This window comes from Streptomyces sp. NPDC030814, from assembly GCF_055572155.1.
This window is the reverse complement of record NZ_JBVIDX010000006.1, coordinates 178,977-190,363: the sequence shown is the minus strand read 5'-3', so window position 1 is coordinate 190,363 and position 11,387 is coordinate 178,977. Positions and strand designations below refer to the sequence as shown.

Here is an 11,387-nt window from a genome sequence, read left to right as displayed (position 1 = left end):
GACACCACGCACTGCCAACCGACCTGGTCACGAAGGCAACCCCCGAGTAGAACGCCCCAACTTCCCTAACGGAACAATCCTCGTAGACCTTGGTCAAGGGCGCGTCTGAGCCATGGGGTGCACCAGCTTCCGCAAGGCGCGCTGTCGGCTACGACAACGGCAGGGCCAGGGCTCCCAGGCTAGTCGATCAAGTGCGGGACGTGGACCGCGCTGCGTGCCATCGACGGCCGTCCGTCGTGGGCCACCGCGACGTATGCCGCTGGCGATCACACGCCGGAGCTGCGATGGGCGCGGCCCGCCTCTTTGGGCAATCCTGTCCATCTTTCCAGTAGTTCGCCGCAGGCAGACAGGAAAGACCCCGAAACGACTGGCGAACAGCCGCACAACCATGTCACCCTCCAACACCTTGCCGGAAGACCTGGTCAGCGAAGTGATGCCGATGGTCCTGGACGGCCAGTGTTCTACCCCACGAGCTCATGGAGGCGCCCCTGCTCCCGCACCACTCCAGCGACCGCTCCCGGCCGGACTTGCCGGACCCGGTGTACTGGGTCACCCCGCGTCATCTGGCCGGCGACGACGGTGTGCTCGCCGAACGGATCGGCGACATCCTGTCCGACCTCGGCTGGCGCATGTGGCCCACCTCCCGTCACACCCTTCTGTACGTAAGCCCGGACGGGCTGCGTGGCGCCGAGTGGATCCTCGCGGCCTACCCGTTCGAGCTGGGCGGTCTGCCCGTCGCCTGGCAGCTGAGCGCCCGCGCGCATGCCGGCTCCGCGATGCCGGAGTGGAACGCGTATTTCACCACCGGCGTCTCCTACGAGGCGCTCGCCGATCTCCTCATGGCGCTCGACGCCCGTGAGGCGCCCGACGTCGGCTTCGAGGAGCCCGAGACGGTCCTCGACGCGCTGAGTGTCCGGGGCTGGATCCGCGACGTGGATCGCCCCCGCACCACTGCCACGGACCCAGGGTTCTCCTCCTGCGTCTCTCTGGAGATGCTGCCACCGCTCATCGAGGACGCCGACCCGCGACCGGATTTGGTGGGTTGGCAGGCGTGGGCGGAACCCGTGCCCGGTGCGCCGTATCTGTGGTGCGCCAGCTTCAGCGCCAGCGTCCCCCATGACCTGGTCGCCGCGTTCTCCTCCTCACTCGCCTCCCCGGTCCCGGTGCCTCGCCACACTGTGCCCGAGATCGCGGAGGGGCGGCTCACTATCGTCCGCCGCAGCTGACAACACCTGCCGCAGAGGAGCTGCTGTTGTGCGGCCCGTCACCGAATCTCCCCGAGTTGCAGCCGCCCAGACGTATGAGGAGCGTCCCCCGCGCCTGCCCTATGACAGAGAAGGAGAGAGTCTTGTTCTTTCGACGCACTCGCGAGGACCGCGCGTTCCGTGAAGCCCAGCGTGCGGGCCACGAGTTGCTCCTGCGGCTGCAGTCCGCACGACTGCGGCCCGACTGCCCCGAGCCGATCACATAGGCCCCTGCCGCAGAGGAAACGGTGGTGCCTCATTTCCTGCCGCCGGAGTTGCGGGTGCCGTCGCGCCATGAAGTGGCCGGGGTGATGATGCGCTGGCTGCAGCCGCTCGTCGTCGACGGCGAGGTCCGTACGTTTCCTGGGTGCGGTGCGTACCGGGACTGGATCGTCTTCTGCATGCGCGACGACTCGGTGTGGCTGCGCTGCCGGGCGGGCCACGAGACGAAGGAGCCCGGCCTGGATGTGGCCTGGTTCAACCGCCACTCCGGTCCCGTCGACCGGTTCCACCCCACTCTCGAAGAGGGTGTTGGGCGACATCGGATTGTCAGTGCCTGACGACACGGCTTCTGTCAGTGGCGGGAGCACGGCGGGCAGGGCCATCAACCATGGCGGCTACGACGAAAGACTCCCTCACAAGTCCCTTTGAGCCTGTTCAGACAGCCGGAAGGATCCTTGCTGAGGCGCTCAATTCATCTCCTTCAGATCCCGGTCGCTCATGCCGAATAGCACGTTGGGCTGGTCGTACTCGAAGCTGTAGCCAGCGATGAGAGCGGCGGCGATGAGCTCGCCATTTTTGACGTACCTGCTGGTTGCCTGTTGCATCGCGTGCAGCACGGTGTAGCTGCTGACGGTAGGTGCTTCGATCGCCGTGATGTTCTCCCACAGCCATGCGGCCGTCTCCATCACGATGGCCTCGCGACCGGCCAACTCTTCGCGGTCGGCGGCAAGCTCGGCCTGGCGCTGCTTGGCCGTCTTTCGCGAGGAGTCGAAGACCCCGATGCCGAAGGAGCCGAGCTGCGGATGCTGCTGCATCACCTCCGCCAAGGTCGGCGGAGTGATCTGTCGGTAGGTCATTCGGGGAACCTTGTCTTCGCCGGCACGATGGATGTGGGCCATCATGGCTCGGAGTGGGCAGGCGCAATCTGCCCTGCACACCCTACGCCTCAGCACACTCCCATCGCCCCAAGCAAAAGCCGTTCATGGGCTGTCGGGCTCGCGGCTGGTGGCGATCGCTTCGTCGTACGTGGTCAGGGTCCGGTAAAGGGTGGAGTGGCAGATTCCAAGGTGCTCGGCGATGGCGGTGACGGACTCCTTGGCGTCGCGGCGGCGCAGGGCGACGGCGAGCATGTCGGCGTCGACGGCCGGGGGCGGGCCGCCGTCCTGGTTGCCGTTGGCCGCGGCGGTGTCCAGGCCGATCAGGGTCCGCTCGTGGATGAACTCCCGCTCGACCTCCGCCATCGCGGCGAACACCACGCAGAGGACCTTGCCCGCGCCCTGCGGGTAGATGCCGGGCTGCGCGCGGTCGGCGTGCTGACGGCCGCGCACGTACGGACCGTCGCCTGCAGCCCCGGGGCAAGCGAGCGGACGGTGTGGCGGTGGTTGTCCCCGTCGGCCGCCAGGCCCGCGCGGCAGCCAAGGACCCCGTCGCCGCAAGTACGGCACAGTCCCGAAGAACGACGTCCTCAAGCGGCGCCTGCTCGCCGCCGGTGGTTCTCGGTAGCGGGTGCGAGGCGTGCGGGGCCGCCGTGTGAGCGGGCTGGTGCTCACCGCGGCCGGTGAGTGCCCGGTGTCGGTGGCGTGGATGTTGGGGGTGTCGCGGCGGTGGCCCGCGCTGTGGACAGGACGTGGGGGATGTGAGAGCTACGGGCTTGTGCGGCTCGTGCACCTGGGCCGGGGGCGTGCCGGTCGCCGAGGCGTTGGATGCGCCAGACGAGAACTTCGGATGCCGATTTGGCGTCGCTCAAGGAGCGTTGCTGGGCTGCTTGTCGGAGGACGGTTGCGGGGTTGTGGCCTGCGGCTTCGGCGGCGGCGAGGGCGGCTGTGAGTGCGGGCCAGGCAGCCTCGGTGAGGATCTGCCCGGAGTGGGAGGGCAGGACCTCGTGCAGGGTGCGGGCGTACCGGTGGACGGTGCCGTCGGAAGGCCGGCGCCCGGCGAGTACGGCGAGGCTGGTGGGGGCGATCTGGTCGTAGGCGGCCTGGAGATGGATGAGCGTTTGCCGGGCGGCGGCCACCTGCCGGTCGTGGTGGTGCAGCGCGCTGCGGCGCTGGGCTGCGAGGACGACGAGGATGGCGGCGTCCAGGAGCATGGCAAGGCCGGTGTGGTCCGCGGGCTGGTAGCGCATGGCCTTCAGAGCGCCGCGCAGGGCGCGGGCGTGCTGGTGATCGGCGCGGGCACGGGTGTGGGCGGCGTGCTCGAAGGCGACGGCGGCGCGGTGGAGTTCGGCCTTGAGATGGACGGGGGCGTGGGCGGGCAAGGCGTAGAGGACTTCGCTGAAGACGGTCAGGTGGGCTTGTGCAGCGCTGTCGTCGGCGTGATCAAGGTGGTGGGGGATACGTTCTGCAGCCGCGGTGGCCTGGTGCCAAGGGCTGCGGCGGTAGTGGCCGGCTGGTGAGGCTGCCGTGGCGGTGTGCGCTTCGGTGGCGGCCAGACGCTGCTGGATCTGCGGGAGGGACAGGTCGGTGGCGAGGCTGGAGCCGGAGTACCAGATGGGTGTGCCGTCGTCAGGCAAAGCGACCTTGTAGCCGCCGAGGTCGCCAGAGGGCAGAGTGCGCGTTTCGACTTGAAGGCCGGCGTCGGCGAGCAGGTTGAAGAACTCGTCCAGGTCCTTCGCGTGGGAGAGCGCGGTGCGCACGGTGTGCCGCAGCCGCTCGCGCGCCGTCTTGTTGTGGCCCAGCCGTTTGGCCTTCTCCTGCTCGGCGCGGGTGGGGCGCTTCGCCGCCGGAGTGCCGGTGGCGGCTTCGGGGCCGCGCGGAACCCGGGTGGGGCCGAAGTCCTTCTCGATCCCGGCGAGTTCGGCCATGGCGCGGTGGTAGTCGTTCCAGTTCCGCGGCGGGCGCAGATCGCCGCGGACTTTGGTGGCGACGATGTGGATGTGGTCGTCCGCGTGACGCACGGCCACCCACCGGCAACCGTCCGGATCGTCCTCCGGAGCGATGCCGGTCGCATGGACCATGCGCTTGGCGATCGTCGCCCACTCGTCATCGGTCAGAATGCGGTCCTCGGGCGCGGCGCGCACCGAGCAGTGCCACACGTGCCCCTCGGGTGCCTTGTCGCCGGCCTGCTCGACCCGCAGATCCAGGGCCTTGGTGAGCTGGCCGAGCCGCTGCTTGTGCCCGGGGCTGTCATACGGGCCGGGATCAGGAACGAAGTCATCCCAGGAAGCGACGATGTGCTGGTCGGTGTGTTCGTTGGCGCGGCCCTTGTCGAAGAGGTACGCCAGGACGCCGTAGGTGTTGTTGCCCGGCTTGACGATGTTCGCGATCAACTCAGGCCGCCCGCCTTCTGCCCGGCTGCCCGGAAAGCCGCGTCGTCGATCGCCCGGACCGTGTCATGGGCGGTGGCGAGCAGGCGCTCCGCTCGTTGAAGGATCGCGGCGTCCACAGGGTGTGGATCGCCGCCCGAGTTGAGGCGGCGGGCGATCTGGTTGACGTTGTTGCCGATCCGGGCGATCTGCGCCCGCTGGGTGGCGAGCTCGTCGACCGCATCGTCGTAGACAGTGCGAGGGGCGGCGACGGTGATCTCACCGCGGACGCGGGCCATGGTGGCGTCGGCGATGTATCGCGCCATGGTCACGTGCTCGGCTTTCGCCGCCGACTGGATGTCGTGCTTCTCATGTGGCGCAAAGCGGGCGGTGACGTGCTCGGAACGCTGCGCGTCGAGGTTCGCGCGGCGGTGTGGCGTACGCTGCTTGGCCCCCGTGACGAGACCGGTCGGTTGTTCGCCGGCGCTCACCCACTCCTGCTCTGGCACGCCCTCGTGCCGGAGCTGCTCCTCCGCCACCCCCGGGGCGGAGGTGTTCGCGATGGACCGGCCTATGGACGGTCCATCGCCATTGCTTGCTCCGCCTGGGGCAGGGGTGATCGGCAGGGAGTCCTCGTGGGTGGTGGGGTCTGGGTCGTGCGGAGAGTACATGGGGCCTTCCGTGTCGGGGCGTGGTGGGGAGCGTTGGTGCTGCGGGGATCACCGGGGTGGAGCGTCGGCTTCGGCCTTGACCTGGGCCTTGAAGTCACGGACGACTCGTCCGACGTCGTCACTGGAGACGGTGTAGCTGGCGGCGCGCAGGGCGTCCTCCACCCGGTCGCGTCCGACGCTGCCGGTCTCCTCGTACATGTGGCGGGTGTATCTGAGGATGGCCTCGTCGGAGGCGCGAGGTTTGCCGTCGTCGCGCTTCTTCCGGGCAGCCGGTTTCCGCTCGCGCCTGCCCGGAGCGCTGCCCGAGGTGTTGCCCGTGAGCGGCGGGCTGTCTTCGGTGTCTGCCCGGGCGGGCAGCCCTGGCGCCGAACGGGCAGGCCGCGGGTGGGCAGCCGGAGGCACCTCGTCGTCGCCCGGGTCTGATGGGTGGGGGCGGGAAGCGTTCTGCTCTGCCCGTGGCACTGACGCCGGGCGGGCGGAGCCCTGGCGGCTCTGCCCGGATTCGCGGGCGGTATACGAGGCCGGGGCCTGCCAGCGCGGCGGCAGTGTGAGTGAGGCGAGGCCGAGGGCCTGCCTGCGCGTGGCGAGCTTGCGCAGCAGCAGCTCGTCCTGGAACGGATCGCCGTCGACATCGGCCCGCTCCAGAGCCTGGTGCAGGCGCTCTGTCAGGCGTCGTCGCCGCCGTTTGCCGCGCTTCTTGTCGGTCATCGACTCGGCGCGCAGGATCAGGGCGACGGCTTCGGTCAGCGCGCGCTCGCGGATGAGTCGGGCGGCATCGGCGTCCTGGTCGGCGATGCCGAGTCGGGCGAGCAGGCGTTCGCGTGCCTGGCGGATGAGGATGGCGGCCAGGCTGCGTGACGTGGCGTCGGGGGTGCGGTGGCGCAGTTCGATGCCCATGGCCAGGTGCCAGAGAATCGCGGCCAGGACGGGGCCGACAAAGGCTCGTACTGTGCCGCCGAGCAGCCCGGACTCGGCGTAGGCGGGCAGGATCTGGACGGCGGTGATGACCCAGGTGAGGGTTCCGGGCGTGCCGGGTGCCTGCTTCGGGCCGTTGAGGTTCTGGCGTGCCATCAGCGCGGTGGCGAACAGGGCGAGCTCGGCGGCGGCGAACATCGCGACACGCTCGGTGGTGCCGCCCATATCGAGGTAGTCGGCGGCGAACCGCCAGCTGGTGTCCGCGCTGTAGGCAGTGCAGCCGATCGCGGCCATGGCCGCGACGGGCACGGCGATGGTCCCGCGCCGGCGGTTGGTGGCGGACGGCCGGCGGTGCTGCTGGCGGATCGTCCATCCGGCGAACAGGGCGGACAACACGAGCAGGACGAGGAGCGCCACGGTCATCGCGGGGGAGGTGGCCCAGTCCGGCAGGAGCGTGCCGCTGCTCTGGGCAGCCAGGTGCGCGAAGGGGAGAGGAAGCAGGGTGGATCTCCAAGGTGCAGAGGGAACAGGAGGGCGAACGCGGCGGAGTGCTGAGCGCGCCTGCGCGAGGAGTCTGCGCGGGCCAGGGCAGGTGTGAGCGCGAGCGGTGCAGCGAGGTAGGGCAGGGGGGGAGGCGGCTGGGATGGCCGGTCAGGCGGTGGCCGCGGTGTGGCGTCGCCGGTCGGGGCCGGTGAGGACAACGCGTTCGGTCATCTCGGCGAGGCGGGAAGCGACGCGGTCGCCGAGGGTCGTGCGTAGCTCGGCGGTGGGGAGGTTGGTGGTGATGAGGGTGGGGAGCATGTGCTCGTACCGGTGGTTGATCAGCCGGTAGGTCAGCTCTTCAGTCCACTCGCTGGTCTTGGCTGCACCGAGGTCGTCCAGGAGCAGCAGCGGACAGCGGGCCAGGGTCTGCAGGTCGCGTTCGGCGTCGTGGCCGGCACGCGGACGGATGCGCGCGTGCAGGTCGGCGGTGGTGGTCGCTTCCCAGCGCAGGCGGACGCCACGGCTGAGGAGGCCGCGGACGGCGCCGTACGCCTGATATGTCTTGCCGGTGCCGGTGGGGCCGGCGATCAGCAGCGACGGGCCTTCGGCGATGCCGGGTCCACCGGGACCAGGGCGTCCGGCGCGGGCGATCTCGTCAGCCCAGGCGGTGACCTGCGGCTGGTCGGCCAGGGCCCGGCGGTAGCGGGCGGGGATACGGGCGTCCGCCACCTCCAGGGCCGTGACAGGTTCCGTTGGCGGTTCCTCGGCTGTGACACCAGGGTCGATGCCGCGGCTGGCCAAGATGCCGTTGAGCCGGTCGGAGAGCGGGCCGACCCGGTGAGGCTCGCGGGTGAGGGTGGCGGTCAGAGGTCGCCTCCGAAGGCGGCTTCAATGTCGGTGGGGTTTGTCCACGCCCTGTGGACAGCCAGCGCGGTTGGCGTGGCAGGGGTCGCGTTCATGACCTCGTGGACGAGGCTCGGCAGGGTGCTGGGGTGCAGACCCTTGGCGCGGTGCCGTTCGAGTCCGGCCCGGATGTGGACGGAGGCGATGCCCTCGTCGACGAGCTTGCGCACCTCCCGGCCGAGGTGGCCCAGGACGTCCTTGGGCGGACGGTGGGCGCAGGCGGCGGCGTACTCGGCGATGAGCTGCTGGGCCGAGACGGTGCCGGGTGCGGGGGCGCTCGCGCCCCCCGAAGGGGTATCTCCTAGATCCATGATCCTAGGTCCTAGATCCGGACCGTGAGGCGTCACTGCTGCCTCACGAAGTCCTCCCCGCTCCCTCACGGAGGGTTCCGTGAAGTCGATCTGACCTGCGGTTTCGTCATCGGCGCTGGGATTCACCGCAGGCTCGCGCACTTGCCCGGAGCTTTCACGGAGGGTTCCGTGAGGCTGCGGTGCGGGCTCCGTGATGCTGGCCTGCGCAGTCGGCGTGGCGACGCCTGGCGCGGTGCCGACCGGTGTGTCGTGGTGGGGGCAGGCGGGGAGGCGGCTCTTGCTGGGCCGGTTGATCTTCTGGTGCTGGTGCCAGGTGACGATGTGCAGGTACCGCTTGTCGTCCGGCCCCTTGTAGCGGCAGATCAGCCCGGCGTCGGCGAGCTGGGCGAGGTCCGTCTCGACGTCGGGTGGGGTGTGCTCCGGGCGCAGGACCCACAGCTGGCCCGCGATGATCGCGGCGTGGTCGCGATGGCGGCCCTGGTCGTCGGCTTGGGTGAGCAGGCCGAGGAAGGTGCGCTCCGCGGTCAGGGAGACAGTGGCCAGGGACTCGGAGACGAAGGCTTCTGGCTTGATGGTGCGGATTCGTGCCAAGAGCGGGACGGTCCTCACTCGGCGGCCTGTGGGCGGACACCACGGCTCACCGTCGGTCGGGGCGGGATTCGAACGGAGGGGTCGGGACGTTGGCGCGGCGTGCGCCGCGAACCGACTGCGCTTTCCGGGGGTGTCGTCAACATAGCCACACCCAGGTTGCGCAAGTCCAGCCCGATCCGGCGCAATCTCTCACGGCAGAAAGGCCGCAGGAAATCAGGCTGGTAGCGGGCGGGACCAAAACCGTAGGGCACGATCGCCGGTTGACCAAATAGTTGCCCTGCCGACCGAGCCAGAAGCATCACATCGGGAAGCCGTTGACGCGCTGGCGACGGCGAAGCTACAACACAACACCCCACGTCAGGAGCACTTCGAGGTGTCTGTGTGAGGTCGCGCGACATCAGAGTGGGGGACTGGAATTTCCCCTGCCCGCTTATCAAGCGGGCGCAACATAGCCGACGATCGCCGGTTAACCAAACCGGGGAATGCGCGCTACAACTGGAGCTATGGCAGCACGTTCTCTGGAAATGGGTCCGGCAGGAATACGGACCGCTCACACCATCGAAATCCTCCGCACCGAACGCGGTCTCGCCCAGCGTCAGTTGGCCGACCGCATCACGGCCCTCGGCCGTCCGATGTCCAACACGATGCTGTCCCGAATCGAACGTGCCCAGCGGCGTTGCGACGTCGACGACCTCGTCGCGATCGCCGAAGCACTCCTCGTCTCACCCCTCGTGCTGCTGGAGGGACCGAGCACCACCTGAGACGGGCCACCCACCGCCGCTGATCGAGCATCCTCCACCGAGTAAGGACCCATCCCTCTTGCCCCACCCCCCGATGCCCCCTGCCCTCGCACGCCTTCCGCACCGAACGGATGGCGAAGCTGCCCTGCCCCGTCTCTACCGCCCCGAGGAGATCGCCGAGACTCTCGGCTGCTCGGCCTGGTGGGTCAAGGACCGCGCGCGCCGGCGCCTGATACCGCACACGCGAGTCGGCCGCGCCTACCGATTCACCGCGGATCACCTCGCCGAGATCATCCGCATCCACGAGGAGCCGGCGCGACAGAGAGCCCAGAGGACGCCGTCACCGGCCAGTCCGCCGGAGTCGGCTATGGCGCCGTCGCGTCCGACTCGGCAGACGCGGCCCTCCACGACCTCCGCCCCACGTCTCAGGGCCCGACCGCCCCGCAGGTCCCAGTACGGCACTGCCGCGTAGCTCTACCCGGCACATCCGAGAAAGGAGGGGATGCGAGGCGTGGGCTTCGCCGAGAAGCGCGGCAGCTACTGGCGCGGTAGATACAAGGTCAGCGAGGGCAAGTACGGCACCGTCGTCGACCCGACGGGCGCGGTGCTCAAGTTCGCCACCAAGCGGGAGGCCAAGCAGGCCGCGGACGAGGAAGAGGCCAAGGTCCGGCGCGGCACCTGGCGCGACCCGGCGGCCGGACAGGAGACCTTCGGCGAGTACGCCAGCCGCTGGTACGACGCCCAGGACCTGGCCGCGTCCACCATGCAGAACTACCGCCGCCACATAGAGGAGCACCTGCTCCCCGAGTTCGAGGACAAGGCCCTCGCCGGCATCCTCCGCACGGACGTGGACACCTGGGAGAAGAGCGAGAAGGCCGCCTACGCGGCATCCAGCGTCAAGACGTGGCGCTCGACGCTCCACCTCATCCTGGAAGACGCCGTGGACGAGGGCCTCATCGCCTCCAACCCCGCAGCGAAGCGGCGCGGGCGCGGCAAACGCGCCGGCCGCTCCCGCGACCGCGGGCCCGAGAAGGTGATCACCGACCCGCTCGGTCTGCTCCTCATCGCCGAACGCGCAGCCCTGCTGTCCGGCCGCGACGACGAGTTCGTCGCCGTCATCCTCAAGGGCTACACGGGGATGCGGTGGGGCGAAATCGTCGGCCTGGAGACCGAGTTCGCCCGGCCCGGCGCTATACGCGTGGAACACCAGCTGTATGAACTGGACTCGGGCGAGCTGACCCGCTGCCCGCCCAAGGACGACAGCTACCGCACCATCGACGCGATGGACTGGCTGTCGGCCCTGGTCGCCGACCACATCGCCCGTACGAAACCGACGCCGTGCCCCTGCCACGGAAAGCGTTATGTCTTCCGGGGCCAGGGCACCGCCCGCACCGGCGGACACACCGGTGCCAAGCTCGTGGACGTCGCCCGCCGTGCAGGCGTCTCCACCGGCACCGTGTCCAACGTCCTCAACCACCCCGAACGCGTACGGGAGGACACCCGCGCCCGCGTCGAACTCGCCGTCGCCGGGCTGAACTTTGTCCGCGGCGGCATCCCGACGGAGAACGCCGCTCATTGGCGCCGCAACGGCTTCGCCACGTGGCTGTTCGCGCCTGCCACCTCCGGCTGGTACCCGAAGAAGGCACCTCAGGAGGCCCGCCCGGTCCCGCTACTCGGCGAGCCCTGGCCCGGCATCCCGGTCCGTGGCCGCAACGCCCAAGGCCGGGCCGACGCCTGCTGGCTGCCCGTCGCCAGGGGGCTCACCCCGCATGGCCTGCGCCACTCCCACCGCACGCACCTGGAGGACCTCGGCACCGAGAAGGTGCTGATGGACGAGCGCATGGGCCACATCGACGGCTCGGTCTCAGCGCGCTACGCCCACGTGACCCCCGGCATGCGTGAGCGTCTCAAGGTCGGCCTGACCGTGCAGTGGGAAGCAGCGCTCGATGTCCGTCGGAGCCTGTACCCGCGCTCGCCGGTCGCCGTACTCGATCGGCTGCTGCGCTCTCGTGCCACGACGATGGCCTGATGGTCGGGAGGCGGGCTCCGATTACCTCGAACGG

General features: G+C 69.7%; 12 protein-coding genes. 5 read left to right on the top strand and 7 right to left on the bottom strand.

From position 1 onward, the window contains the following. Nucleotides 1-476: 476 nt before the first annotated feature. Entirely contained in the window at nucleotides 477-1,226 is a 750-nt protein-coding gene (locus ACZ43N_RS15650) for an SPDY domain-containing protein (RefSeq protein ID WP_468097902.1), read from the top strand. A 269-nt stretch (nucleotides 1,227-1,495) separates the two neighbouring features. Next, nucleotides 1,496-1,804 (top strand): hypothetical protein, encoded by a 309-nt coding sequence (locus tag ACZ43N_RS15645; protein ID WP_468097900.1) that lies wholly within the window; start codon nucleotides 1,496-1,498, stop codon nucleotides 1,802-1,804. A gap of 129 nt (nucleotides 1,805-1,933) precedes the next feature. Here the strand turns inward: ACZ43N_RS15645 and ACZ43N_RS15640 are convergent, their stop codons facing one another. The 7 genes from ACZ43N_RS15640 to ACZ43N_RS15610 all read right to left on the bottom strand — a co-directional run bounded on the left by ACZ43N_RS15640 (nucleotide 1,934) and on the right by ACZ43N_RS15610 (nucleotide 8,584). Continuing rightward, on the bottom strand, nucleotides 1,934-2,368 hold the full coding sequence (locus tag ACZ43N_RS15640) for a hypothetical protein (RefSeq protein ID WP_468097899.1): 435 nt from the start codon (nucleotides 2,366-2,368) through the stop codon (nucleotides 1,934-1,936). A gap of 78 nt (nucleotides 2,369-2,446) precedes the next feature. After that, nucleotides 2,447-2,794: a recombinase family protein gene (locus ACZ43N_RS15635; RefSeq protein ID WP_201301871.1), complete on the bottom strand. Its 348-nt coding sequence runs from the start codon at nucleotides 2,792-2,794 to the stop codon at nucleotides 2,447-2,449. 218 nt (nucleotides 2,795-3,012) lie between these two features. Beyond that, nucleotides 3,013-4,734, bottom strand: a complete 1,722-nt coding sequence (locus tag ACZ43N_RS15630; protein ID WP_468097897.1) for a relaxase/mobilization nuclease domain-containing protein — start codon at nucleotides 4,732-4,734, stop codon at nucleotides 3,013-3,015. Then, nucleotides 4,731-5,201: a MobC family plasmid mobilization relaxosome protein gene (locus ACZ43N_RS15625; RefSeq protein ID WP_467208691.1), complete on the bottom strand. Its 471-nt coding sequence runs from the start codon at nucleotides 5,199-5,201 to the stop codon at nucleotides 4,731-4,733. The genes ACZ43N_RS15630 and ACZ43N_RS15625 overlap by 4 nt, the downstream gene beginning before the upstream one ends. A gap of 228 nt (nucleotides 5,202-5,429) precedes the next feature. Further along, on the bottom strand, nucleotides 5,430-6,719 hold the full coding sequence (locus ACZ43N_RS15620; RefSeq protein ID WP_468097896.1) for a hypothetical protein: 1,290 nt from the start codon (nucleotides 6,717-6,719) through the stop codon (nucleotides 5,430-5,432). A gap of 228 nt (nucleotides 6,720-6,947) precedes the next feature. After that, nucleotides 6,948-7,646, bottom strand: coding sequence for an ATP-binding protein (locus ACZ43N_RS15615; protein ID WP_468098166.1), 699 nt, complete (start codon nucleotides 7,644-7,646; stop codon nucleotides 6,948-6,950). After that, nucleotides 7,643-8,584 (bottom strand): hypothetical protein, encoded by a 942-nt coding sequence (locus tag ACZ43N_RS15610; RefSeq protein ID WP_468097894.1) that lies wholly within the window; start codon nucleotides 8,582-8,584, stop codon nucleotides 7,643-7,645. Before ACZ43N_RS15610 ends, ACZ43N_RS15615 begins: the two co-directional genes overlap by 4 nt. A gap of 503 nt (nucleotides 8,585-9,087) precedes the next feature. Here ACZ43N_RS15610 and ACZ43N_RS15605 point away from each other — a divergent pair. From ACZ43N_RS15605 to ACZ43N_RS15595, 3 genes are all read left to right on the top strand, one after another. Then, on the top strand, nucleotides 9,088-9,345 hold the full coding sequence (locus ACZ43N_RS15605; RefSeq protein ID WP_468097893.1) for a helix-turn-helix domain-containing protein: 258 nt from the start codon (nucleotides 9,088-9,090) through the stop codon (nucleotides 9,343-9,345). Between the two features lie 73 nt (nucleotides 9,346-9,418). Continuing rightward, nucleotides 9,419-9,796, top strand: a complete 378-nt coding sequence (locus ACZ43N_RS15600; protein WP_236578603.1) for a helix-turn-helix domain-containing protein — start codon at nucleotides 9,419-9,421, stop codon at nucleotides 9,794-9,796. A gap of 39 nt (nucleotides 9,797-9,835) precedes the next feature. Further along, nucleotides 9,836-11,353 (top strand): LacI family DNA-binding transcriptional regulator, encoded by a 1,518-nt coding sequence (locus ACZ43N_RS15595; protein WP_468098164.1) that lies wholly within the window; start codon nucleotides 9,836-9,838, stop codon nucleotides 11,351-11,353. The last annotated feature ends 34 nt before the right edge of the window (nucleotides 11,354-11,387 follow it).